Genomic DNA, 23163 nt, shown 5'->3' with positions numbered 1-23163 from the left:
GCTCCCTCATTGTTTGGACTGTTCCCCTCTGGAAATCGGTGGCATGAGTCGATAAAGGCAGTAGCGCGTCCCGAAAAGTGCGAAGCGGTTTTCGGAAAAGATGCGCGTTAAAAACAAACGGATAATATTTTCCAGAGGGACATCATGGGCTATTTTCCAAGTTGGCGTTTGACATCAAACGCCGTCGTGCTTCCTGACGAGCGTCTTCCGGCCGCCGCCGCCATTCCGATGGGCGTGCAACACCTGCTTGCAATGTCCGGCTCGACCATCGTCGCGCCCCTGCTCATGGGCTTCGATCCCAATGTAGCCGTCTTCTTTTCCGGCATCGGCACGCTTCTGTTCTTCGTGCTGACGGCAGGCCGGGTGCCAAGCTATCTCGGTTCGTCCTTCGCGTTCATCGCGGTCGTCATTGCCGCAACCGGCTATGGCGGCTCCGGCCCTAATCCCAATATAGCAATCGCGCTTGGCGGCATCATCGCCTGCGGCGCGCTCTATGCGCTTATCGGCCTCGTGGTCATGGCCATCGGCACGGGCTGGGTGGAGCGGCTTATGCCCCCGGTCGTCACCGGCGCCATCGGCGTTTCCATCGGCCTCAACCTCGCCCCGGTCGCTGTCGGCCAGCTGAAGGGAAGCGGCACGCATATCACCATCGCGCTGCTTACCGTTCTCTGCATGGGTATGATCGCCGCCTATGGTCCGCGCGGCACCAAGCGCCTGTCGGTGCTCTTCGCACTGCTTTTCGGTTATCTGCTGGTCCTGATCCTCGGCAACGGCCTTGGCATCGTGCCGGGCATCGATTTCACCGCCGTCAGCAATGCGGCATGGTTCGGTCTGCCGCATTTCACCACGCCGGAATTCAACTGGCAGGCGGTCACCCTGATCGCGCCGGTCGCCATCGTGCTCGTGGCGGAAAACCTCGGTCATATCAAGGCGCTCGGTTCGATCACCGGCCAGAACATGGACCGCTACATCGGCCGCGGCTTCCTCGGTGACGGCATCGCGACCATGATTTCCGGTTCGGGCGGCGGCACCGGCGTAACCACCTATGCCGAAAACATCGGCGTCATGGCGATGACCAAGGTTTATTCCACGCTGATCTTCGTGATTGCCGCCGTCATGGCGCTGATCCTCGGCATGTCGCCGAAATTCGGCGCGATCCTGCAGACGATCCCGGCTCCGGTTCTGGCTGGTCTTGCCGTTTCGGTCTTCGGCCTCATCGCCTCGGCCATGGCGCGCATCTGGATCGTCAACAAGGTGGATTTCGCGGATTCCCGCAACCTGTTCACCGCCGGTGTGGCGCTCATTTTCGGCGCGGGCGATTTTACCTTGAAAATCGGCGAGTTCGCGCTCGGCGGCATTGCGACATCAACGCTGGCCGCCCTCGTTTTCTACCAGCTGCTCGGCATCGGCCGCAGCGACAAGCCCACCGAATAAAACCAGAGGGAGCGGGCATCCGGCCCGCTCCTTTCACTGCCGAAGCAGGTCCTGCTTGATCGGCGTCAAATACTGTACTTCTATATTCGTCTATGTCCGAGAATGAAGATCATCCGGATGAGACGGGTTCATGCTATCAGACCTTTTCGAACATAACCGGCAGTGGGCCGCGGAAAAACGCCGGGAAGATCCCGAATATTTCAGCCGGCTGTCCTCGATGCAGCGCCCGGAATATCTCTGGATCGGCTGTTCCGACAGCCGCGTTCCGGCCAATGTCGTCACCGGATTGCAGCCGGGCGAGGTGTTCGTGCACCGCAACGTCGCCAACCTCGTCCATCGCGCCGATCTCAACCTGCTGTCGGTGCTCGAATTTGCGGTCGAGGTGCTGGAGATCAGGCACATCATCGTCTGCGGCCATTACGGTTGCGGCGGCGTGCGCGCCGCCATGGCCGGTTATGGCCACGGCATCATCGACAACTGGCTGCAGCCGGTGCGCGATATCGCGCAGACCCATGAGCAGGAACTCGACCGCTTTACCGATCCCGAGGAACGCCTGAACCGGCTTTGCGAGCTGACCGTCGCCTCGCAGGTGGAAAGCCTGTCGCGCACGCCGGTTCTGCAATCGGCCTGGAAACAGAACAAGGAGATCGTCGTGCACGGCTGGATTTATGGCCTCAAGGATGGCCTGTTGCGCGACCTTCAATGCGAATGCACGAAAAGCGTGCTGGACTTTTCATGTCAGCAGGCCGGTTGATCCGCAAGCAGCTTCCCGGCCCTCACGCGCATGTCGGGTGCAAGTTCGGCTGAACGCCGCGCAACCTTGTCGAAATATACAGAGGTAACTTCGTTGACCGCGCGCAGTTCGCCGTCGAGCGAACCCGCCATCGTCTGGCGAAACGTGATCGACGAGCGCCCGACTTTCAACACCTGCGAATGGATCGTCAGCAGGTCCCCGGCTGGCACTTCCCGCTTGTATTCGGTTGTCGAGCGCACATCCGCCCAGCCGAATGCCTCATCGGGAATTTTCCCTGCGATGTGGCCAAGCAGTTGGAAGCTCGCATCGTCGAACATCCCGGCATAATGTCGGACATTCATGTGTCCCATGACATCGCACATCCACGGATGCGCGACGCCCACAAAAGTAACAAGGCCCCTCATCGGGCCACCGACCGGTAACCGCCGAGGAAGGCCGTGAGATTATCGCCCAGCGCATCGCACAGATAGCCGCCTTCCTGCACGATGACGGTTGGCAGCCGCAGCTTCGCGATCGCTTCGGCGATGCGTCCGAAACCGCCGGTGGTCACCGACAACCCGCCGAACGGGTCGCCCTCGAACGGGTCGAGGCCTAGTGCGACAACAATCGCATCGGGCGCGAAGGCTTCGATGCGGCGGAAGGCCGTGTCGAGCGAAGCGAGGAATTCGGCGTCGCCGGATTTGCGCGGCAGCGGCAGGTTGAGATTGTAGCCAAGCCCCGCGCCTTCGCCACGTTCGTCGGCGTGGCCCCAGAAGAATGGATAGAAACGCACCGGATCGGCATGGATGGAGACGGTCAGCACATCGGGGCGGGAATAGAATATGCCCTGCGTGCCGTTGCCGTGATGAAGATCGACGTCGAGGATCGCCACGCGCCGGGCCTTGGAGCGCAGGCGCTCTGCGGCGACCGCCGAATTGTTGACGAAGCAGAAGCCGCCCGCCACATCGGCAAAGGCATGATGCCCCGGCGGACGGCAGAGCGCATAGGCCGCGACCTCGCCTGCAAGCACCGCATCGGCGGCATCGACCGCGCTCCACGCGCTCCAGCACACGCTTTCCCATGTGTGCTCGGCAATCGGGCAGGCCGTATCGGCCATGTGATAGCCGACCTGTCCCACGGCGGACGCCGGATAGCGGCCATCACGCGCAAGCGGATGGATGTTGGGGATCACCTCTTCCGACGCCTCTTCGATACGCCGCCAGCGGGCATGGATGTGCTGAAGGAATTCCAGATATTCCGGCGTATGCACGGCGGCAATCGGGCCAAGGCCGTGATCTTGCGGACGGATGATCTCGCAGCCTGCGGCCTTCGCACCGGCGAGCAGACGTTCGACACGCTCCGGCTGTTCGGGGTTCGGCTGCGGCGCGCCGCTGGAAAGAAAGGCTTTCGGGTCGTGACGCTTCTGCTCGACGGCGTAAAAGGCTTTCATGACTGCTCCCTGATTTGATTGATGCGCGCCAGGCGGGTGAAATCCTCGCCATAGGCGCCGTGATCGCGGTCGGATTCGATCCAGCCGATACCGAGCCGCTCATAAAATCTCTGCGCAGCAATATTGTCCCGGTCCACGGCCAGCCGCAGATAGACGCCGCCCCGCGCCATCGACCAGGAGGCGACATGGCGCAGAAGCACTTCGCCGATCCCGTTGCCGCGAAAGGCTTCATCGACATAGAGGTCCTGCACGTAGACGCCGGGCTTGCCATACCATGTCGAGAAGATGGGGAAGAACAGGGCGAGCCCGGCAAATGCCCCGTCCACCTCGGCGATCAGGCTGGTGAATGCCGCATAGGGGCCGAAACCGTAACGGCGAAAATCCTCGACCGTGCTGGAAATCCTGTCGGCAGCGCCAAGCCCCTCGCCCATGATGCGGATCGCCTCATGGATCATTTCGGCATCGGCGGGTTCGCCCAGACGAACGATGATGCGCCTTTTGCTATCCAACACGATTTTCGGCATCAGAGCATTTCCTGTCTTGATTGAATCATTGGAAGCTCTCTATCTGATTGTTTGACCGCATGTCTTTTCGGGAGACATGCTCTAGAATGCCACCCTGTCTCCGCCTTTGAGGCCCAGATATTCGCGTGCCTCCTCGGGCGTTGCAACGTCCAGCGACAGGCTGTCGAGGATGCCGCGGATGCGCCGCACCTGATCGGCATTGCTTCTGGCAAGCTGGCCCCGCCCGTCATAAAGGCTGTCTTCCAGACCGACGCGGACATTGCCGCCCATGGCGGCCGCCATGGTGATCATGGGTATCTGGTGCCGCCCCGCCGCCAGCACGGAAAAGGAATAGTCGTCCCCGAACAGCTTGTCGGCAATCCGCTTCATATGCATGAGATTGTCCGGATCGGCCCCGATGCCACCCAGAACGCCAAAGACGAACTGGATGAACAGATGGCCCGACACCAGTCCCCGGTCGCGGAAATGCGCCAGCGAATAGAGATGGCCGACATCGTAGCATTCGAACTCGAAGCGCGTGCCGCAGCCCTGTCCGAGACTGGTCAGAATGCCTTCCATGTCCGCGAAAGTGTTCTTGAAGATCGAATGGCGGGTGGCTTCTAGCAGTTCCGGCTCCCACGCATGTTTCCACTCGCGCGGCTTGTCGAGTGCCGGGAACAGCGCGAAATTCATCGAACCCATATTGAGCGAGCACATTTCCGGCTCTGCCCGGAGCGGCGCGGCGAGCCGGTCCTCCAGCGTCATCAGCGACGAGCCGCCGGTGGAGATATTCACCACGGCAGATGTCGATTGCTTGATGCGCGGCAGGAACTGCATGAACAGGTCCGGATTGGCGGACGGCCTGCCGTCGCGCGGGTCGCGGGCATGCAGATGCAGGATCGACGCACCCGCTTCCGCTGCCGCAATGGCTTCGCTCGCAATCTCGTCGGGCGTTACCGGCAGATGCGGCGACATGGACGGCGTGTGTACGGAACCGGTCACCGCGCAGGTGATGATCACCTTGCGACGCATTTTCTTCTTGTCGGTCATGATCCGGTTTCCTTACGCATTCACGGGCAGTTTGAGCTCACGCGCCAGAACCTCCAGCGTATCGCCGACGATGGCGGTGATCTCGCCGACCTGTTCGCGGCTGACGATCATGGGCGGGCAGACCAGGAAGTGATCCCCCTCGACGCCGCCGCGCGTGCGGCGCGAATAGATGATCAGCCCGCGCTCATAGGCAAGATCGACCATGCGCTGATGGGCGTTCAACTCCTTCGGCAGCGGCTTCATGGTTTCAGGGTCGGAAACGAATTCGGCAGCGAGCAGCAGGCCCTTGCCGCGCACATCGCCGATGAAGGGGAAGCGCTTTGCAAGCCCTTCCAGTTCGCCCTTCAGCGCATCGCCCATGCGGGCGGCATTGCCGACGAGATCGAGGCGATCGATTTCCTGCAGCACCGCCTTGCCCGCCGCGCAGGCCAGCGGATTGCCGGCATAGGTGAAGCCATGCAGGAAGCCGCCCGCGTCCAGAACCGGTTGCACGATGCGCCCCGGCGCTGCCATCGCGCCCAGCGGGCAATAACCGGAGGCAAAGCCCTTGGAAAGCGCGATCAGGTCCGGCTTGCAGTTCCAGTGGTCGCCGCCCAGAAACTTTCCGGTGCGCCCGGCGCCGCTCATCACCTCGTCATGGATCAGCAGGATGCCATAACGGTCGCAGATTTCGCGGATGCGCGGATAATAGCTGTCGGGCGCGACCAGCGCGCCCGTGGACGCTCCGCCGATCGGCTCCATGATAAAGGCGAGCACGCTTTCAGGGCCTTCCTCCTGAATCCGTTCCTCCAGCATGTCGGCATATTTCTGTCCGCGCTGTTCCATCGAGAGATTGTCGCGGTCGAGATAGGCGGTCGGTGCCGGAACCTTGGGCATTTCGCGCATGATGGGCGCGAAAGGCTCGCTCAGGGCCGCATAGCCGGTGACGGCGAGCGCCCCAAGCGTGCCGCCGTGATAGGATGGAAAGCGTGAAATCACTTTCCAGCGCTTGCCCTGCCCGGTCGCAACCGCCCATTGGCGGGCAAGCTTGATGCAGGATTCGACCGCTTCCGAACCGCCGGAAACGAAGAATATCTTGTCCAGACCTTCCGGCATCCGCTCGGCGGCCATGCGCGCCAGATCTTCCGCCGGTTCGTTTTCAAAATGCAGGCGATAGGCGAAGGTCACGCGGTCCATCTGCTCCTTCATGGCATCGAGCACGTTGCGATTGCCATGGCCGATATTGACCACCATCGCGCCACTCGATCCGTCGATGACGCGGCGTCCGTCCTGGTCCCAGATGTAGATGCCCTCGGCGCGATCCACCAGCGGCCTGCGCAGGCGCGACTGGTAGAAAAGATGCGATGCCGGGCGTTCATTCTGTGCATTTGTGTTGAGCATGGCGTTACTCTGTCAGCGCTCGAGATAATGGTTGAGAACATTGGCGGTCACGCGCTCGACCATGCGGTCGCCGCGCTTGAGAGCCGCTACCCACTCACAGCTTCCGGCGTGGAAAACCTCGCCCTTGCCGCGTGGAAAATTGACGATCATGCCGCAGCCCCGCTTGATGCGTTCCACGGCTGCATCCCCATCATTGCCAATCAACGTATCGGCCACGAATTTTGCATCGGCGTCGGAAAGGAACTGGTCGTCGGCCGGAATATCCGCGCTTTCCTCCTTGAGAGACGACATGCCGAGCGCCAGAATCTGCAACCCGTCAGGTGCGCCGCTGCCCTCCTTCGGCTCCGGCAATCCGCCACGGATCACATAATCCAGCCCGTCGACCTCGTAGCCGAAGGCATGGCCTTCCGAACCCAGAAGATCGCCGTAATAGATGCCGGTTCCTGCAAAGGCCCAGTGTTCGGGACGGTAGACCGGGAAACCGCGAACGCCGCGCGGGGCGCAGCCGCCCCAGCCGACATAAAGCCCGCGCAACGCATTGAGGCCGAAAGTTTCGGCAGCAGGCCGTCCGGTTTCAGTCGCTTCCCAGCAGCCGCTTGTGCGGCGCGGATCGGCGGAGCGATAGACCGGGTCTTCGGCACGGGCGCGATATTTATAGCAGGTCTGGCGCTTGCCATTGTCCTCAAGCCGTGTCTGCCACATGAAATTGCCCGCAAAACGGGCCGCACGACCGCCGCCATCGACATAATTATCGACGGCATCGCGCATTTCCCATGTCCAGTATTCATCATGACCGACAAAGACCACGCAGTCATAACCGTCGAGAATTTCCGGCGCGAAATGCAGCTCATGCTGGGTTGCGAGATCGACCGCATAGTCTTCCCGTTCGGCCCAGCGGAAGAACAGGCTGTCATAGCTTGCCCAGCCGGACGAGGCATATTTCTTGGAATAGCCATTGGCATAGGCCCATTCCATGTGCGGATAGCGCGGTGGCGCGGCAGGGGGCGTGACGATTTCCAGCGGCACGCGCGGCGCATCGGGCGGCAGCAGCGCGAAGCCACGGCAGAACGGGCGCTCGATGCTCACCGTCGTCGCATATTGATCGCCATTCGGCCCGGTAATGCCCTGATAATGGTTGGAGCCGCCCCAGGTATTATAGGCCGTCCATGTGCCGGTTGCGGCAACCTGCAGGATACGGCCCGGCTTGCGCCCCGCCGCAGGGCGCAGGATGAACAGGTGATGGCAATGGATGGGCTGGCCGTCATTGCCATGCGCCTTCAGCGTGATGCGATAAGCGCCGGAGGGCCAGGTCTCATCCGTCCTGACGGCGAATGTCGTTTCCCAGCCGCAGCCGACGACCGAACATTGCGCCGGTGTATCCTGCCATTTGCAGTCGATACCGCGTTTTGAGAATACCGGCGTTACCACTGCGCCGTCCCGCACGATTTCGATGTCGAAACGCTGCGCGGTCGCACTTACCTGCAGATGAACCGTCGCGCCCGGCAGATAGGAATAGGCGTCGGTATAACACCAGATTTCGCCGCGCGGCCCGTCCATGCCGGGATATTCGTAATAATGGCCGAGGACAGCGTCGCGGCGCTGCGCCGGGGTCAGCCCGAAATCGGGAAACTCCCCGAAATTCGCAAACTCGTTGTTTCTCTCGCTCATGCCAACACCTCACGCAGCCAGATATTTCTTGAGGAAGGAGCGGGTACGCTCCTGCACCGGGTTGCTGAGTATCTGGTCCGGCGGTCCTTCTTCCACGACTACGCCGCCATCCATGAACAGGATGCGGTCGGCAACCTCGCCTGCAAAACGCATTTCGTGCGTGACGATCAGCATCGTCATGTGTTCGGCGGCAAGCTGTTTCATGACGGCATTCACTTCGTCCACCAGTTCGGGGTCGAGCGCCGAAGTTGCCTCGTCGAACAGCATCACCTTCGGCTGCATGGCGAGCGCACGCGCGATTGCCACGCGCTGCTTCTGCCCGCCCGACAGGCGCGAGGGGTAGACGTCGATCTTGTCGGCAAGCCCGACCTTCGACAGAAGCTCCAGCGCCAGCGTGCGCGCCGCGTCCTTGCCCATGCCCTTGAGCTTGACCGGGCCGAGCGTGATGTTTTCCAGCACGGTCAGATGCGGGAACAGGTTGAAGTGCTGGAACACCATGCCCATCTGCTGGCGCACCGCATTGATGTGCTTTTCGAACGCCTGCCCTGCCAGCGGCTGGTTGACCTGCACGCCGTCCAGCCAGACCTCTCCGCCATTCAGCGTTTCCAGATGGTTGATCGACCGCAGGAGCGTGCTCTTGCCGGAGCCGCTGGGACCGATGATGGCAACGATCTGGCCCCGCGCCACTGAAAGGTCTATGCCCTTCAACACTTCCAGCGCGCCGTAGGCCTTGCGGGCGTCCTTCACTTCGACCATCGGTTTTGCCGATTTGGAGCTGCTCATCGCGTGACCTCCACTTTTCTTTCAATGCGCCGCAGGCCAGCCTCGAGCACGAGATTGACCACGTAATAGATGGCCGCGACGGTAATATAGAATTCAAACGGGCTGAAGGTTTCACTGATGGCAAGCTGGGCGCTGTGCACCAGTTCGGCAATGCCGATGATCGAAACCAGCGACGTGTCCTTCAGAAGAACGATCATGTTGTTGCCGATCGGCGGGATGGTGTTGCGGATCGCCTGCGGAATGACGACATAGCGCAAGGCCTGACCGTGGCTGAAACCGATGGAACGGGCGCCTTCCATCTGGCCCGGATCGACAGCCACGATGCCCGCGCGGATGATGTCGGCATTATAGACCGCGAAATGCAAGCTGAGGCCGATGATGCCCGCGCCAAGGGCCGGAATATCGATGCCGATCTGCACCAGCCCGAAATAGATCAGGAACAGTTGCAGCAGAAGCGGCGTTCCCATGAACAGCCACATGAAGAACCGCACCGGCCAGGCGAGGATTGCGGGCGCATAGAGCACCACCAGCGCAAATGCGATGCCGAGCACGAAGCTTAGGAAGGCCGAAGCCACGGTCAGAACCAGCGTCCACCAGAGGCCGGTCAGAAGCAGATCGGTATAGGGAGTGACGATGCTGAAATCGAGAGCCTGCATCCAGTCCTCCCTCACTGCGCCGCAAAGCGCTTGTCGAGAAGATCGACCCCGCGCGCCACGACATAGATGATGATCATGTAGAGAATGGCGGCGACGCCGAAAATCTCGAACGGCTTGTAGGTCGAGCCGATAAAGCGCTGCGCGGTATAGGTCAGCTCGACCACCGAAATGGTGGAAACCAGCGCCGAGCCTTTCAAAAGAGCTATGGCATTGACGCCAAGCGGGCGGATCATCAGCCGCGCCGCCTGCGGCAGCACGACGAGCCGCATGGTCTGGCCGCGTCCGAAACCGATGGAGCGCGCGGCTTCCGTCTGGCCGCGGTCGACGCTCTGGATCGCGCCGCGGATCGATTCCGACATATAGGCGCCGATATTCAGCCCGAGCCCGATGACACCGGCGGCAAACGGCTCCAGATTGATGCCGACCTGCGGACCGCCGAAATAGAGAATGAAGAGCTGCACCAGGCAGGGCGTGCCGCGAAAGACGCTAACATAGGCCGCCGCCAGCCCGCGCAGAATGGGTGAGCGGGACAGGCGGCCCGCCACGAGTATTGCAGCCACCACAAGGCCTAGGATCAGGGCCAGCGCGGAAATTTGCACAGTCACCCATGCCGCCTCCAGAAAAAACGGGAGGACGCGCTGCATCAACGCAAAATCCATCGGAAAACTCCGGTCAATCGGTTCTCAGCCGGCCCGGACAATTGCCGGGCCGGGATGACGGCATGTCAGCGGATGTCGCTGCCGATCCACTGCATCGAGATTTTCTCGTAGGTGCCGTCGGCCATGATCTCGTCGAGAGCCTTCTGCATCGCTGCCTTCAGTTCCGGATTGTTCTTGCGGATGGCGATGCCGATGGCGACGCTGCCGCCTTCGATGTCCGGCGTATCGAGCTTGCGGACCTTCTGCCCGGTTTCCTTGATCGCCACCATGACCGGGATATTATCGACGACGATGGCGTCGACGCGGCCCGAATTCAGCTCCAGCATCAGTTCCGGCAGGCCCTTATAGGTGCGGATGGTCCAGCCGCCCTGCTCGCGCGCCCATTTCTCGTGGGTTTCGCCAAGTGTCACGCCCAGCGTCTTGCCCTTGAGATCATCGAGCTTCTGCACGGCAGAATCCTCCTTCACGAAAACCGCGCGGCCCGCGTGATAATAGGGTCCGACGAAGTCCACCGCCTTCTCGCGCTCCGGCGTGATCGTCATGGAGCCGACCACCGTGTCGAACTTGCCCGCCCGGAGACCTGCGACGATACCGTCCCATGCTGTTGTGATGAGCTGCGGCTTCAACTGCATGCGTTCGGCAATGGCCGAACCGATGGACGCATCGAAGCCCACGACTTCGTTCTTTTCATTGACGAAATTGAACGGCGGATACTGGCCGCTCATGGCGATCTTGAGTTCTCCCGATGCCTTGATCTTTTCAAGATCATCCGCCTGTGCGGGCGCAACTGCAAAAACTGCGGTGGCGGCAATCGCGGCAGCGGCAATGAAACCCGTGAATCTGTTAAACATCTTGTTCCCGACTTCCTCTTGTTTGTTTTTCTTGAGGCTTGTTTCTGCCCCTCAATATTCATGATTGCTTTTATGGATTCATTTCGCAAATAGATAATGGGAATGGATTGCATAGATTTCATGAATGGATAAAGCCATGTCGTTACATCGGCCCGAGCGCCTTGTCTGGGATCTGGACTGGAACCTGCTGCGCAGTTTCGTGGTGATCGCGGAGGTGAAAAGCATCACCCGCGCAGCCGAACGCCTCAACCTCAAACAGCCGAGCGTAAGCAATGCCTTGCGCCGTCTGGAAGACCGCATCGGCCAGCGGCTGGTGGAGCGGGACGCCACCCATTTTGAGCTGACGGAAGTCGGCAAGCTTCTTTATGAGCAGAGCATCGAGGTCTTCGGCGCCATTTCCCAATTGCCGCAGCTGGTGCGCGGGGTGGGAGACGACGTGACCGGCCATGTCACCATATCGGTTGCGAGCCACATTATCTCGCCGATCTTCGATCAGGCGCTTGCGCTCTTTCACGAACAGCATCCGCGCGCGACCCTGACGATCAACGTATCCGCCAGCACCGAAGTCGCCCGGCTGGTGCGCGAGAAGCGCGCCTCTTTCGGTCTGGGACTGGTGAGCAATCGCGATCCGGCGCTGGACTACACGATGGTCTATCGGGAGTTCTTCGGCTTTTTCTGCGGCCCCCGCCATCGCATGTTCGGCCAGTCGGGGTTGACGCTCGCCGATCTGAAGGGGGAGCCGTCCGTGTCGTTCCAGACCGACCATATTGCCGACGCGCTACGACCTGTCGCTCTGCTGCGCAGCGAGGCGCGGCTTTCGCCGGAGGTGGTCGGCACGTCATCGAGCCTTGAGGAAGTGCGCCGCATGATCATCACCGGCCTTGGCATCGGCCCGCTACCGCTGCACGTGGCCCGGCGCGAGATCGATGACGGTCTTCTCTGGCGCCTGCCACCCTATGAAAACCCGCCCGCCATCGATGTTTTCCTGATCCACAATCCGGAAACCAATCTCAACAAGGCCGAGAAGGCCATGCTTGCCGGACTGAGGGGGCTGATTGCTTCCACCCCCATGGAAGAGCGTATCTATGGAGATTGACGAGCGGGCATTACCCGCCCGTCCTTATGGCGTCATTCTGCCGCTTCGGCGGCGCATAGCGCATCGCATTCGGCGGTTTCCGTCGCAGCGGAAAGGCTGGCCTGACCAAGCGCGACCACGGCCATTGCGCTGAGGCTCGCCACGACCGAAACCCAGAAGCCGTTCCCGGCGCCGAAATTGTCGACCACCCAGCCGGAAACGAAGGCGCCCAGCGCCATGCCGATGCCGATGCCAGTCATGACCCAGGTGATGCCTTCGGTCAGCATCGCCTCTGGCACGCGGCGTTCGATCAGGCCGAATGCCGTGATGAATGTCGGGGAAATCGCAACACCGCTGACGAACACCGCCGTCGCCAGAAGCGCGGTCGATGTACCGGCGAAGGGCAGCGGCAGCGCGGTCAGGGCAAGGACGCTGACGGCGATCAGCAACTGGCGCTGCAATGGAATGCGGATCGACAATGCGCCAAGCGTTATCCCCACAAGAAACGAACCGATGGCATAAACACCGATGACGATGCTGGCTGCGCCGGGCTCGCCAAGCTCCCGCGTGATCGCCACGGCGCTGACTTCAGCCGTCGCGAAGGTCGAGCCGACGAAGATGAGAGCCAGCGTGATGATTTGCACGGGACGCGACCAGATCGCCGAACGTTGCGGGTTGTTCCGGTCGAGCGCACGAATCGGCGGCTCGCTGGAACGTTGCAGGAGGAAGGCAACCGTTCCCACGGCGAGGAAGGCCGTGCTGATCAGCATCCCGGCTTCGGGAAACAGCGAAACCGCCAGGGCCACGGAAAGGGAGGCACCGGAAATATAGACCAGCTCATCCGCCGCAGATTCAAACGCAAAAGCGGTGTTCAGCTCGGGACGATTGCGGAAAATTTCAGTCCATCTTGCCCGCACCATCGCGGGAATGCTGGGCATGACGCCGGCAAAGAACGCCGAGGCGAACAGGGTCCAGTTCGCCCAGCCCTGATTTGTAGCTATGAGCAGAAAGATGAAGGCTATCACCGAAACGATGGTGGCGGGCATGACGATGCGGCTTTGTCCGTAACGGTCGACAAGGCGCGAAATCTGCGGCGACACAAATGCATTGGTCAGCGCGAAGGTGGCAGAGACCGCGCCCGCCAGCCAATATTCGCCATGGGTCTGCGCGAGCATGGCTACAATGCCGACAGGCGCCATCGCAATGGGAAGACGGGCGAAGAATGCAGCCGCCGAAAAGCCGACAGCGCCGGGCGCGCTGAAAATCTCTTTATATGGATTGGACATCGGAGTGGGTCCTTGAAAGGGGAAATTGCATCACTTGCATACGATCCGTATGTTAATTAAATAATTGATACGCGGCGTATGTCAACTAATATACGCAGCGTATCTGAATAAATGGAGCGACGATGCGTAAACCTCGCAGCGAAATGATTGCCGAAACAAGGGCGAAGCTGATGGCTGCGGGCCGCAAGGCTTTCGGCACCGTTGGCTATGCCGAAGCTTCGATGGATGATTTTACCGCCTCCGCCGGACTGACGCGAGGCGCGCTCTACCATCATTTCGGCGACAAGAAGGGTCTTCTGCAGGCCGTGATCAACGAAATCGATTGCGAGATGGCGGCGCGGCTGTGCACGATTTCCGCGAAAGCGCCCAACCGGTGGCAGGGCTTTGTCGACGAGAATGTCGCCTATATCGAAATGGCGCTGGAACCTGAAATCCAGCGCATCATGTTCCGCGACGGACCGGCGGTGTTTGGCGATCCGTCCTGCTGGCCGAGCGCCAATGGCTGCATCCGCACGATCACCACAAGCCTCGATGCCTTGCGCGAGGAAAGCGTCATCATCGATATCGACGCGGAAGCCGCCGCACGGCTGATCAACGCGGCAAGCAGCAGCGCGGCGCAGTGGATCGCCAATTCCGACGATCCCGAAGCGACGTCAAAGCGCGCGGTGAAGGCGTTCCGGACATTCCTGGAAGGCCTCTTGAAGCGGGAAGGTTGAGCTAGCCCGAGACGATCGAGGTGAAATCAGCCATGCCCGCGAAACGGGCGGCACGGACCTTGCCATATTTGCTCTTGTCGACGACAAGATGTTTCTCGACGGCGCGTTGCATGGCCATCTGCTTGATCGGCACTTCGTGGAAGTGCGAGCACGTGACCCCGTGCTGTTCATCGACCCCGCCAGCGGACAGAAAAGCCTTGTTGATGTTGACGCGCTTCAGGACGTCGATCCCCTCATCGCCCGAAAACGATGCCGCCTCCGGGTGGTAAAGCCCGCCCAGAACGATGAGGCGCACATCGCCGCGCTGCGACAGGATTTCGGCGATGTTGAGCGCGTAGCAGACGACGGTGATGTGCTGGTTCTGCGGAATGCGGTGAGCAAGATGCGGCATCGTCGTGCCGCAATCGATGAAAACCGTATCATAGGGTTCAATCAATGCGGCGGCTGCGGCGCAAGCCTGCGCTTTCGCGCCGGCGTGGCTGTCCTTTTCAAAATCGAAGACATAATCGCCGTTGGCGCCGTCCTGCGTGGGGATAATGTAACCACCCAAACAATTGAGCGCACCGCCGTCGCTGCCTATATCGCGGCGGATCGTCATTTCCGAAACGCCGAGACGCGCTGCCGCGTCGCGCAGACGAAGCACGCCGACTTCATCGACCAACGCCGCCAGTTCAGCAATGCGCTCTTCTTTTCGGCTGATTCTGCTCACACTGTCCCCAATTCTTGCAGTCTGCTCATCCGTTTAAACGTCCGTCACATTTCACGCAATTACGATCCTTCGATCTTGACAGGCCGAACATAAATGTGAAACGATCCAAACATAATGATCGGATTATAACATTATAATTCGCATTGTCGGGAGGATATGACAACAGGGTTTTGCGCGCGCCGGACAGAATTCGGTTGGCAGCGTCAAACAGGCGGGAAAGCAGATTGATTTTCGCCCGGCCGGGAAGCCGGGGCATGGAGGAGAACGCCGGTGCACCCACCGTTCCGGGTGCACCGGCGCAGCAACAGTTGGGCCTGTCGGAGCCATCGAGGCAGACGGCCAGAGAATTCCCAGGGAGGAAAACCGGTGAAAAAATTTCTAGCATCCGTGGCGATTGCCATGTCCGTTGCCGTTCCGCACGCTTTCGCGGAAGGCGTCGTTGATACGTCGAAGATCAACAAGGAACTCATCACCACGGCCAATGACAAGAAGTACACCATCGCGACGGTCGTGAAGGTGGACGGCATTGCATGGTTCGACCGCATGCGCGATGGCGTGGACCAGTTCAAGGCCGACACCGGCAATGACGTCTGGATGGTCGGCCCGAGCCAGGCGGACGCCGCGGCACAGGTGCAGATTGTCGAAAACCTGATCGCGCAGGGCGTTGACGCTATTGCCATCGTGCCGTTCTCGGTCGAAGCAGTGGAGCCGGTTCTGAAGAAGGCGCGCGAGCGCGGCATCGTGGTCATCAGCCATGAAGCATCCAACATCCAGAACGTCGACTACGACATCGAAGCCTTCGACAACAAGGCCTATGGCGCCAACCTCATGAAGGAACTGGGCAAGTCGATGGGCGGCAAGGGCAAATATGTCACGACCGTAGGCAGCCTGACCTCCAAGTCGCAGATGGAATGGATCGACGGTGCCGTCGAATACCAGAAGGCCAATTTCCCGGAAATGGCAGAGGCAACCGGCCGCCTCGAAACCTATGATGACGCCAACACCGACTATAACAAGCTCAAGGAAGCGATGACCGCCTATCCGGACATCAAGGGCATTCTCGCGCGCCGATGCCGACCTCTGCCGGAGCCGGACGCCTGATCGCCGAAGGCGGTCTCAAGGGCAAGGTCTTCTTCGCAGGCACGGGCCTCGTTTCGGTGGCTGGCGAATATCTGAAGAACGACGACATCCAGTATATCCAGTTCTGGGACCCTGCCGTTGCAGGCTATGCCATGAACATGCTGGCCGTCGCAGCGCTTGAAAAGAAGAACGACCAGATCAAGGCCGGTCTCAATCTGGGACTGCCGGGCTATGAAAGCCTGCTGGCGCCGGATGCCGCCAAGCCGAACCTGCTCTATGGCGCAGGCTGGGTCGGTGTGACCAAGGAAAACATGGATAAGTACGACTTCTGATATCCATGGATGTTTAGAGCGCATCCCAAAAAGTGTGAAACGGTTTTTGGATAAGATGCGCGTCTAAACAAACATATGGAGCGCCGATCTGATTCAATCATATCGAAACGCGCTTGACGGGAGGAGCTTCATGCCCCTCCCATCCTGCCAATCGCATTCCAGCCTTGCACGAGGCCCTCATGAGTGAAAACCTGATCGAACTGCGCCATATCGGAAAACGTTTCGGTGGCGTCAGGGCGCTGGACGACGTTTCCTTTGCCATCAAGCCCGGCGAAATCCACTGTCTGGCAGGCGAGAACGGCTCCGGCAAATCCACCATCATCAAGGTCATTTCGGGCGTCTACACGCCGGAAGACGGCGAGATACTGATCGACGGCAAACCTGTCGGCAAGCTCGATCCCGTCAAGTCGGTTCATCACGGCATTCAGGTGATCTATCAGGATTTCTCGCTGTTCGGGAACCTGACCGTTGCCGAAAATCTGGCCATCAATACTTTTCTGATCGAAGGCCGCAAGGGCGTCGACTGGAAGCGCGTGCGCGAACTGGCGCAGAAGGCGCTCGACCGGCTTGGCGTCAGCATCGACCTCGATGCGGATGTGGACAGCCTGCCGACCTCCGGCAAGCAGATCGTGGCGATTGCGCGCGCCGTCATGGCCGACGCCCGCCTCATCATCATGGACGAACCGACAACCGCGCTGACGCGGCATGAGGTGGACGCGCTGTTCAGGATTGTGCGCGATATTCAGGCGCAGGGTATCGCGGTGCTCTTCGTCAGCCACAAGATGCGCGAGATGCTGGAAATAAGCGAAAGGCTGACTGTCTTCCGCAACGGCAGGAAAGTTGCCGAAGGCCCGATTTCCGATTTCGACGAGCCAGCAATTACCCGCGCCATGACCGGCCAGGAACTCACATCGGACCATTATCACTGGACCCCGCGTGAAGGCGCTTCGGCCGATCCGACGCTGGAAATCGCCAATCTCTCCGTACCCGGTTCCGTGGACAATGCCAGCCTCACCCTCCATGCAGGCGAGATCGTCGGAATATCCGGGCTGATCGGTTCGGGCCGCACGGAGCTCGCGCTGGCGCTCTTCGGCATGAAGCCGGATTTCACCGGCACCGTGCGCATCGACGGCAGAAAGGTCCACCCGAAAACCGTGCAGGAGGGGATCGCCTGCGGCGTCGCCTATGTGCCGGAAGACCGCCTGACGGAAGGCCTGTTCCTGACGCAATCGATCGAGCGCAACATCATCGTGACCTCGATCGAGAAATTCGTGCGCGGCCTTTTCATAGACCGCGCGAAAGCGGACACCACGACCCGCGACATGTTTTCGGCCATGCACATTGTGGCCCCCGGCCCGCATACGCCGGTCAATCACCTGTCCGGCGGCAATGCGCAGCGCGTGGTGCTCGCGCGCTGGCTTTTGACTGGTGCCAAAGTGCTGATCCTCAATGGGCCGACCGTCGGTGTCGATGTCGGCTCCAAGGCGCAGATCCACAACATCATCCGCAAGCTCGCGCGCGATGAAGGGCTCGCCGTCCTGATGATTTCCGATGACGTGCCCGAGCTGGTGCAGAACTGCAATCGTGTGCTGGTGATGCATCGCGGGCGTTTCGTCGATGAGCTTTCCGGTGAAACCATGACCGAAGATGCCGTCAACGACCGGCTCAAGACGCTGAATTGAGGAGCCGGCCCATGAAATTCTTCCGCAGTACCGAATTCATCATTGCCTGCGTCCTGTTCGCGGCGATGGTCATTATCGGCCTCATCAATCCGGCATTCTGGTCGCTGGACAATATCTTCGGCCTGCTGCGTTCCAATGTCGTGATCGGCATCATGGCGCTCGGCGTTCTGCTGGTGATGATTTCCGGCGGCATCGATGTTTCCTTCACCGCCTTTGCCATCGCGGCCATGTATCTGACGGTCCGCGCCATGGTCTATCTCGGCTATGACGGCGTGTTCATTCCCTTCGTCGCGGCAACATTGATCGGCCTGCTGCTCGGCGCTTTCAACGGCCTGATCATCCATCGCTTCAAGATGATCCCGCTGATCGTCACGCTCGGCACAGGCTCCATCGTGCGCGGCCTGGTGCTGGGCCTTGTCGGCACCAGCATCGTCAACATCAACAAGATGCCGAAGGAACTGATCGCATTCGGCAAGACCGATGTGATCTCGCTGACATCGGCCTCCGGCACGGCTTTCGGCCTGACCGCGATGTTCCTCGTCTATCTGGCGCTGGCGCTACTGATCCACCTGATCCTCAATTATACGATGATCGGCCGCAGCGTTTATGCCTATGGCGGATCGCCGGAAGCGGCGAAGCGCGTCGGCTTCAATACCCGCCGCACCATCTTCTTCGTCTATTGCGTGGCCGGGGCGCTCGCAGGCTTCGCGGGCCTTCTGCATTCCTCGATGATCTGGCTTGCCAATCCGCGTGATTTCGTCGGGCTTGAGCTGGACGTGATCGCAGCCGTGGTTCTTGGCGGCGCGTCGATCTTCGGCGGACGCGGCACCGTTCTGGGCACGCTGATGGGTGTCTTCATGCTCGTCATGGTCAAGAACTCGCTCATCATCATGAAGGTCGACACCACATGGCAGCGCGTCGTGGTGGGTCTCATCATCATCGTTGCCACCGCCATCACCGCATGGCGTGACCGCAAAAGCATCGCCTGAGGAGACAAGCGACATGAAACAGTCTTTCGACATGCGCCGCATCCTTGGCGGAGACAGCAATATCATCCAGCTCATCGTCATCACCGTGCTGGTTTTTGCGCTGATGACCTGGATGAACCCGGACAAGTTCCTGCGCTATTACAACTTTGAATCCATCAGCTACATCATGCCGGAGCTGGGCATCCTGTCCGTCGCCATGATGATTGCCATGCTGACGGGCGGCATCGATCTTTCGGTGGTCGGCATCGCCAATCTGGCGGGCATCGTGGCCGGGGTTTATTTTCACTCCTCCATGGTGCAGGCCGCACAGACCTCCGGCTCGGGGATGCTGTTCTACACCATCATCGGCATATTGCTCGCACTGCTGGTCGGGCTTGTGTCGGGGCTCGTCAACGGCCTCCTCATAGCCAGGCTGCGCATCACGCCGATCCTCGCCACGCTCGGCACCGGACAGGTGCTGATGGGGCTTGCCCTGGTTCTGACCGGCGGGCCTGCCATCGTCGGCTTCCCTGATGCGTGGAACTGGGTCGGCAACGGCAAGCTGTTCGGCATCGCCACGCCTTTCCTTCTGTTCATCGCGGTGTGCATCGTCGTGGCAATTCTCCTGACGCGCACCACGCTCGGCATCAATCTCATGCTGATCGGCACCAATCCGCGGGCTGTCGTCTTTGCCGGCATCCGCAAGGAGCGCATGATCCTCTATTCCTACATGCTCACCGGCGTTCTGGCTTCCATAGCCGGGATCATCCTCTCGGGCCGCACCAACGCCGCCAAGTCGGACTATGGCGCGTCCTACCTGCTGCAGGCCGTGCTGATCGCCGTTCTCGGCGGCACCAATCCGGCAGGCGGCAAGGGGCGGGTGCTGGGCATCGCCATCGCGCTCGTGGCGCTGATGCTGCTTTCCTCCGGCTTCCAGATGATGCGGTTCTCCAACCACCTCATCGATTTCATCTGGGGCGCCTTCCTCATTCTCGTCATCGCGATCAACGCATCGCGCAATCAGGGCAGGTGATCCCTATGCAGAATATCGGGCAGGACATCGAATTTCATCTTCGCCGCCAGGATTTTGTCGAGCAACCGCATGTGATCGCCAACACCTATGGCCTCAGCGTCACCGCCTTTCGCTATCCAACCGGCATAGAGGCGCTGCTGGTCGAGAACGAGCGCGGCAACATCATCGTGCTGCCCTTCATGGGCCAGATGATATGGGGGGCGGAATTCAACGGCGTGGACCTCACCATGGGCAACAGCTTCTCCATGCCGCGCCCGGCGACCACCATCGTGGAAACCTATGGCTGCTTTGCGTTCCACAGCGGCATCCTGCGCAATGGCTGTCCTTCGCCTCAGGACAATCATCTTCTGCATGGCGAAATGGCCTGCGCAAAGATGGACAAGGCGGGCCTTCTTTTCGGGCATGACGCGCGCGGCGCCTTTGTCGAAATCACCGGCGAATATGAATACGTAATGGGCTTCGGCGCGCATTATCTGGCACGGCCAAGCGTGCGGCTTCATGCCGATGAAACGCTGTTCGACATCACCATGGACGTGGAGAACCTTTCATCCGCTCCTATGGAGCTGATGTATATGTGCCACGTCAATTTCGCCTATGCGGAAGGCGCGCGGATCGTGCAGCCGGTGCCTTATACGCCCGATCACGTGCAGGTGCGCACCGCCGTTCCCGGCCACGTCACGCCCAACGACGATTACCTTTCGCTGATCGACGAACTGGCCACCGACCCGGCCGCGATGGAAGTGCTGGATGAACCGGAGCGCTACGATCCCGAGCAGGTCTTCTATATTCGCGGCCTGCCGAAAGATGCCGATGGCAACACGCATCTGATGATGCAGCTTCCCGAGGGCGACGGATTTGGCATTTCCTACCCGACCGAAGTCTTCCCCAAGACCGTGCGCTGGATCCTCGTGAACGGAGACGCGCAGGTTGCAGCCTTTGCCCTGCCCTCGACCTGCGAGCCGGAAGGCTATCTGGCCGAAAAAGCCAAGAATAACGTGCAGGTTCTGGCACCGGGTAAGCGCGCCGTCTTCCCCGTGCGCGTCGGCTATCTCGATACGACAGCCGCCGAACAGTTTGAAGCCACGATCAGGGCACTCTGAAATTTCAAAGGAACAACTCATGACCAGAAAGATCGGAGTGGTCGGCTCCAACATGGTGGACCTCATCACCTATGTGAACCGTATGCCCGGCCCCGGCGAAACGCTGGAAGCCCCGACATTTGAAATCGGCTGTGGCGGCAAGGGCGCCAATCAGGCCGTCGCCGCCGCGCGCCTTGGCGCGGATGTGATGATGGTCACGCGGGTGGGCGACGATATTTTCGCCGACAACACCATCCGCAACCTGAATGAGTTCGGCGTCGACACGCGCCATGTGCGCAAGGTCCCCGGCAAATCGAGCGGCGTAGCCCCCATCTTCGTCGAGCCATCGGGTGAAAACTCGATCCTCATCGTCAAGGGCGCCAATGCCGATCTTCTGCCCGCCGAAGTCGACAAGGCTGCCGACGACCTGAAAGCTTGCAGCCTTATTCTCATGCAGATGGAAGTTCCGGTCGAGACGGTCTACCACACCATTGCCTTTGCTGCCGAAAACGGCATCGAAACCATCCTGAACCCGGCCCCTGCCGCCGCCGATCTCGATCCCGAGTTGATCCGGCAGGTGACCTTTCTCGTGCCGAACGAGAGCGAGCTGGCAATCCTCTCCGGCCTGCCGACCGGAACGGACGACGAAATCGTCACCGCAGCGCGTTCGCTCATCGCGCGTGGCATCCGCACCGTCATCGTTACGCTCGGCGGGCGCGGAGCGCGGATGATTACGGCAAGCGAAATGGTCAATATTCCGCCAGTCAAGGTCACGCCGAAGGACACGACCGGCGCAGGCGATGCCTTTATCGGCTCCTTCGCCCGGTTTTACGCCGGGACCGGCGATGTGGAAGCCTCGCTTCGCAAGGCCGCCCTATATGCGGCCCATTCCATCACCCGGCCCGGCACGCAAAAAGCCTATGCCAGCCAGGAAGAATTCGAAACGTTCTGCCGCGATCACGCCCCCTCGACCGAACGCGCCTGATCGTAACTGAACCCATGAACGGACAATGAAATGACCGAAGCCCTCCCCCGCAATAACGGGACACCGCTCAAGCCGGAATGGTTTGAGGACGTGTCCGTCAATCGCAGCGCCTCCGAGCGCCGCGCCGCCACGATCAGCGCCCGCCGTTCGGTGAAGAAGGAATATCAGGCGGCGTGGCTCATCCGCGCCATCCAGTGCATAGACCTGACGACGCTCGCCGGCGACGATACCGCGGGCCGTGTGCGCAGGCTCTGCTCCAAGGCGCGCCGTCCGGTGCGCGAGGATATTCTGGAAGCGCTGGGCCTCGCGGATGCAGGCATCACCACCGGGGCGGTCTGCGTTTATCCGACCATGGTTCCGCATGCCGTGAAGGCGCTTGAAGGTTCCGGCATTCCGGTCGCCTCGGTGGCGACCGGCTTTCCTGCCGGTTTGACCCCCTTGCCGCTGCGCCTTGCCGAAATCACCTATGCGGTGGAACAGGGCGCGCGTGAAATCGACATCGTGATTACCCGCGAGCATGTGCTGACGCAGAACTGGTCAGCCCTTTACGACGAGATTGCCGCCATGCGGGAAGCCTGCGGTGACGCTCACATGAAGGCGATCCTCGCCACCGGCGATCTCAACACGCTCACAAATGTCTATCGCGCCTCGATGGTGGCGATGCAGGCGGGTTCGGATTTCATCAAGACCTCGACCGGCAAGGAAGATGTCAACGCCACCTTGCCGGTGAGCCTGACCATGGTGCGGGCGTTGCGCGATTATGGCGCGCTTTCCGGCCAGAGCGTCGGCTTCAAGCCTGCGGGCGGCCTCAAGACCGCCAAGGATGCGCTCGCCTGGCTTACCCTGATGAAGGAAGAACTCGGCAATCGCTGGCTGGAACCCGATCTGTTCCGCATCGGCGCATCATCGATGCTTGGCGATATCGAACGGCAATTGGAGCACTTCGTGACCGGGCGCTACTCCGCCGCCAACCGTCACGCTGCTGCATAAAGTTTATCGCATTTCTGCGACGCCAAAAGCTCCATTTGGCTGCAAATGCTTAGAGGATTTT

At 60.5% G+C, this 23163-nt stretch carries 22 protein-coding genes and 1 pseudogene; 11 read left to right on the top strand and 12 right to left on the bottom strand.

Features of this window, described 5'->3' with window-relative positions; genetic code table 11:
• Positions 1-144: 144 nt before the first annotated feature.
• Together ACS5UA_RS06195 and can are read left to right on the top strand one after the other, a co-directional pair.
• Complete coding sequence (locus tag ACS5UA_RS06195; RefSeq protein WP_112701354.1) at positions 145-1434, top strand: solute carrier family 23 protein; 1290 nt, start codon at positions 145-147, stop codon at positions 1432-1434.
• A 130-nt stretch (positions 1435-1564) separates the two neighbouring features.
• Positions 1565-2188, top strand: a complete 624-nt coding sequence (can, locus tag ACS5UA_RS06190; protein WP_021585464.1) for a carbonate dehydratase — start codon at positions 1565-1567, stop codon at positions 2186-2188.
• Here can and ACS5UA_RS06185 read toward each other — a convergent pair.
• From ACS5UA_RS06185 to ACS5UA_RS06140, 10 genes are all read right to left on the bottom strand, one after another.
• Complete coding sequence (locus ACS5UA_RS06185) at positions 2173-2592, bottom strand: acyl-CoA thioesterase (RefSeq protein WP_031346177.1); 420 nt, start codon at positions 2590-2592, stop codon at positions 2173-2175. The two genes, can and ACS5UA_RS06185, sit on opposite strands and share 16 nt — an antisense overlap.
• Positions 2589-3617, bottom strand: coding sequence for a histone deacetylase family protein (locus ACS5UA_RS06180; protein ID WP_021585462.1), 1029 nt, complete (start codon positions 3615-3617; stop codon positions 2589-2591). The genes ACS5UA_RS06185 and ACS5UA_RS06180 overlap by 4 nt, the downstream gene beginning before the upstream one ends.
• Positions 3614-4141 (bottom strand): GNAT family N-acetyltransferase, encoded by a 528-nt coding sequence (locus tag ACS5UA_RS06175; RefSeq protein ID WP_021585461.1) that lies wholly within the window; start codon positions 4139-4141, stop codon positions 3614-3616. Before ACS5UA_RS06175 ends, ACS5UA_RS06180 begins: the two co-directional genes overlap by 4 nt.
• 81 nt (positions 4142-4222) lie before the next feature.
• Positions 4223-5170 carry a 3-keto-5-aminohexanoate cleavage protein gene (locus ACS5UA_RS06170; RefSeq protein WP_021585460.1) on the bottom strand — a complete coding sequence of 316 codons (948 nt, stop codon included), beginning with the start codon at positions 5168-5170 and terminating at the stop codon, positions 4223-4225.
• A 12-nt stretch (positions 5171-5182) separates the two neighbouring features.
• On the bottom strand, positions 5183-6550 hold the full coding sequence (locus ACS5UA_RS06165) for an aminotransferase family protein (protein WP_021585459.1): 1368 nt from the start codon (positions 6548-6550) through the stop codon (positions 5183-5185).
• A gap of 12 nt (positions 6551-6562) precedes the next feature.
• On the bottom strand, positions 6563-8218 hold the full coding sequence (locus ACS5UA_RS06160) for a N,N-dimethylformamidase beta subunit family domain-containing protein (protein WP_112701356.1): 1656 nt from the start codon (positions 8216-8218) through the stop codon (positions 6563-6565).
• A 9-nt stretch (positions 8219-8227) separates the two neighbouring features.
• On the bottom strand, positions 8228-8974 hold the full coding sequence (locus tag ACS5UA_RS06155; RefSeq protein WP_112701377.1) for an amino acid ABC transporter ATP-binding protein: 747 nt from the start codon (positions 8972-8974) through the stop codon (positions 8228-8230).
• A gap of 23 nt (positions 8975-8997) precedes the next feature.
• On the bottom strand, positions 8998-9657 hold the full coding sequence (locus ACS5UA_RS06150) for an amino acid ABC transporter permease (RefSeq protein ID WP_006472058.1): 660 nt from the start codon (positions 9655-9657) through the stop codon (positions 8998-9000).
• 11 nt (positions 9658-9668) lie between these two features.
• Complete coding sequence (locus ACS5UA_RS06145) at positions 9669-10316, bottom strand: amino acid ABC transporter permease (RefSeq protein WP_021585455.1); 648 nt, start codon at positions 10314-10316, stop codon at positions 9669-9671.
• A gap of 65 nt (positions 10317-10381) precedes the next feature.
• Positions 10382-11167, bottom strand: coding sequence for an ABC transporter substrate-binding protein (locus tag ACS5UA_RS06140; RefSeq protein WP_021585454.1), 786 nt, complete (start codon positions 11165-11167; stop codon positions 10382-10384).
• A gap of 136 nt (positions 11168-11303) precedes the next feature.
• Between ACS5UA_RS06140 and ACS5UA_RS06135 the strand changes: the two genes are divergently transcribed.
• Positions 11304-12263, top strand: a complete 960-nt coding sequence (locus ACS5UA_RS06135) for a LysR family transcriptional regulator (RefSeq protein ID WP_021585453.1) — start codon at positions 11304-11306, stop codon at positions 12261-12263.
• Between the two features lie 32 nt (positions 12264-12295).
• Here ACS5UA_RS06135 and ACS5UA_RS06130 read toward each other — a convergent pair whose 3' ends face one another.
• Entirely contained in the window at positions 12296-13528 is a 1233-nt protein-coding gene (locus tag ACS5UA_RS06130; RefSeq protein ID WP_021585452.1) for an MFS transporter, read from the bottom strand.
• A gap of 122 nt (positions 13529-13650) precedes the next feature.
• Here ACS5UA_RS06130 and ACS5UA_RS06125 point away from each other — a divergent pair, with 122 nt between their 5' ends.
• On the top strand, positions 13651-14244 hold the full coding sequence (locus ACS5UA_RS06125; protein ID WP_031346173.1) for a TetR/AcrR family transcriptional regulator: 594 nt from the start codon (positions 13651-13653) through the stop codon (positions 14242-14244).
• Between the two features lies 1 nt (position 14245).
• On the opposite strand, the gene ACS5UA_RS06120 is transcribed toward ACS5UA_RS06125, so the two are convergent.
• Complete coding sequence (locus tag ACS5UA_RS06120) at positions 14246-14953, bottom strand: DeoR/GlpR family DNA-binding transcription regulator (RefSeq protein WP_021585450.1); 708 nt, start codon at positions 14951-14953, stop codon at positions 14246-14248.
• A gap of 366 nt (positions 14954-15319) precedes the next feature.
• Here ACS5UA_RS06120 and ACS5UA_RS06115 point away from each other — a divergent pair.
• The 7 genes and pseudogenes from ACS5UA_RS06115 to deoC all read left to right on the top strand — a co-directional run bounded on the left by ACS5UA_RS06115 (position 15320) and on the right by deoC (position 23102).
• Positions 15320-16365: pseudogene (locus tag ACS5UA_RS06115) on the top strand (autoinducer 2 ABC transporter substrate-binding protein).
• Positions 16366-16544: 179 nt separating this feature from the next.
• Positions 16545-18047, top strand: a complete 1503-nt coding sequence (locus ACS5UA_RS06110) for a sugar ABC transporter ATP-binding protein (protein ID WP_112701357.1) — start codon at positions 16545-16547, stop codon at positions 18045-18047.
• An 11-nt stretch (positions 18048-18058) separates the two neighbouring features.
• On the top strand, positions 18059-19036 hold the full coding sequence (locus ACS5UA_RS06105; protein WP_006472056.1) for an ABC transporter permease: 978 nt from the start codon (positions 18059-18061) through the stop codon (positions 19034-19036).
• A 13-nt stretch (positions 19037-19049) separates the two neighbouring features.
• Positions 19050-20048, top strand: coding sequence for an ABC transporter permease (locus ACS5UA_RS06100; protein WP_443101232.1), 999 nt, complete (start codon positions 19050-19052; stop codon positions 20046-20048).
• A gap of 5 nt (positions 20049-20053) precedes the next feature.
• Positions 20054-21148 carry an aldose 1-epimerase family protein gene (locus tag ACS5UA_RS06095; protein WP_021585447.1) on the top strand — a complete coding sequence of 365 codons (1095 nt, stop codon included), beginning with the start codon at positions 20054-20056 and terminating at the stop codon, positions 21146-21148.
• Positions 21149-21167: 19 nt separating this feature from the next.
• Positions 21168-22112: a ribokinase gene (gene rbsK, locus ACS5UA_RS06090; protein ID WP_021585446.1), complete on the top strand. Its 945-nt coding sequence runs from the start codon at positions 21168-21170 to the stop codon at positions 22110-22112.
• A gap of 30 nt (positions 22113-22142) precedes the next feature.
• Positions 22143-23102 (top strand): deoxyribose-phosphate aldolase, encoded by a 960-nt coding sequence (gene deoC, locus ACS5UA_RS06085; RefSeq protein ID WP_021585445.1) that lies wholly within the window; start codon positions 22143-22145, stop codon positions 23100-23102.
• The last annotated feature ends 61 nt before the right edge of the window (positions 23103-23163 follow it).

The organism is Brucella sp. RRSP16, assembly GCF_052246815.1.
Classification (GTDB): Bacteria; Pseudomonadota; Alphaproteobacteria; order Rhizobiales; family Rhizobiaceae; genus Brucella; species Brucella intermedia.
This window is presented reverse-complemented; position numbering and strand designations above follow the sequence as displayed.

Excerpts from the sequence above, each read along its gene's own strand:
- ACS5UA_RS06160 (WP_112701356.1), bottom strand. The coding sequence starts at position 8,218 with ATGAGCGAGAGAAACAACGAGTTTGCGAATTTCGGGGAGTTTCCCGAT.
- ACS5UA_RS06145 (WP_021585455.1), bottom strand. The coding sequence starts at position 10,316 with ATGGATTTTGCGTTGATGCAGCGCGTCCTCCCGTTTTTTCTGGAGGCG.
- ACS5UA_RS06170 (WP_021585460.1), bottom strand. The coding sequence starts at position 5,170 with ATGACCGACAAGAAGAAAATGCGTCGCAAGGTGATCATCACCTGCGCG.
- ACS5UA_RS06150 (WP_006472058.1), bottom strand. The coding sequence starts at position 9,657 with ATGCAGGCTCTCGATTTCAGCATCGTCACTCCCTATACCGATCTGCTT.
- ACS5UA_RS06110 (WP_112701357.1), top strand. The coding sequence starts at position 16,545 with ATGAGTGAAAACCTGATCGAACTGCGCCATATCGGAAAACGTTTCGGT.
- can (WP_021585464.1), top strand. The coding sequence starts at position 1,565 with ATGCTATCAGACCTTTTCGAACATAACCGGCAGTGGGCCGCGGAAAAA.
- ACS5UA_RS06155 (WP_112701377.1), bottom strand. The coding sequence starts at position 8,974 with ATGGTCGAAGTGAAGGACGCCCGCAAGGCCTACGGCGCGCTGGAAGTG.
- ACS5UA_RS06165 (WP_021585459.1), bottom strand. The coding sequence starts at position 6,550 with ATGCTCAACACAAATGCACAGAATGAACGCCCGGCATCGCATCTTTTC.
- ACS5UA_RS06100 (WP_443101232.1), top strand. The coding sequence starts at position 19,050 with ATGAAACAGTCTTTCGACATGCGCCGCATCCTTGGCGGAGACAGCAAT.
- ACS5UA_RS06140 (WP_021585454.1), bottom strand. The coding sequence starts at position 11,167 with ATGTTTAACAGATTCACGGGTTTCATTGCCGCTGCCGCGATTGCCGCC.
- rbsK (WP_021585446.1), top strand. The coding sequence starts at position 21,168 with ATGACCAGAAAGATCGGAGTGGTCGGCTCCAACATGGTGGACCTCATC.
- ACS5UA_RS06095 (WP_021585447.1), top strand. The coding sequence starts at position 20,054 with ATGCAGAATATCGGGCAGGACATCGAATTTCATCTTCGCCGCCAGGAT.
- ACS5UA_RS06130 (WP_021585452.1), bottom strand. The coding sequence starts at position 13,528 with ATGTCCAATCCATATAAAGAGATTTTCAGCGCGCCCGGCGCTGTCGGC.
- deoC (WP_021585445.1), top strand. The coding sequence starts at position 22,143 with ATGACCGAAGCCCTCCCCCGCAATAACGGGACACCGCTCAAGCCGGAA.
- ACS5UA_RS06135 (WP_021585453.1), top strand. The coding sequence starts at position 11,304 with ATGTCGTTACATCGGCCCGAGCGCCTTGTCTGGGATCTGGACTGGAAC.
- ACS5UA_RS06105 (WP_006472056.1), top strand. The coding sequence starts at position 18,059 with ATGAAATTCTTCCGCAGTACCGAATTCATCATTGCCTGCGTCCTGTTC.
- ACS5UA_RS06180 (WP_021585462.1), bottom strand. The coding sequence starts at position 3,617 with ATGAAAGCCTTTTACGCCGTCGAGCAGAAGCGTCACGACCCGAAAGCC.
- ACS5UA_RS06125 (WP_031346173.1), top strand. The coding sequence starts at position 13,651 with ATGCGTAAACCTCGCAGCGAAATGATTGCCGAAACAAGGGCGAAGCTG.
- ACS5UA_RS06195 (WP_112701354.1), top strand. The coding sequence starts at position 145 with ATGGGCTATTTTCCAAGTTGGCGTTTGACATCAAACGCCGTCGTGCTT.
- ACS5UA_RS06175 (WP_021585461.1), bottom strand. The coding sequence starts at position 4,141 with ATGCCGAAAATCGTGTTGGATAGCAAAAGGCGCATCATCGTTCGTCTG.
- ACS5UA_RS06185 (WP_031346177.1), bottom strand. The coding sequence starts at position 2,592 with ATGAGGGGCCTTGTTACTTTTGTGGGCGTCGCGCATCCGTGGATGTGC.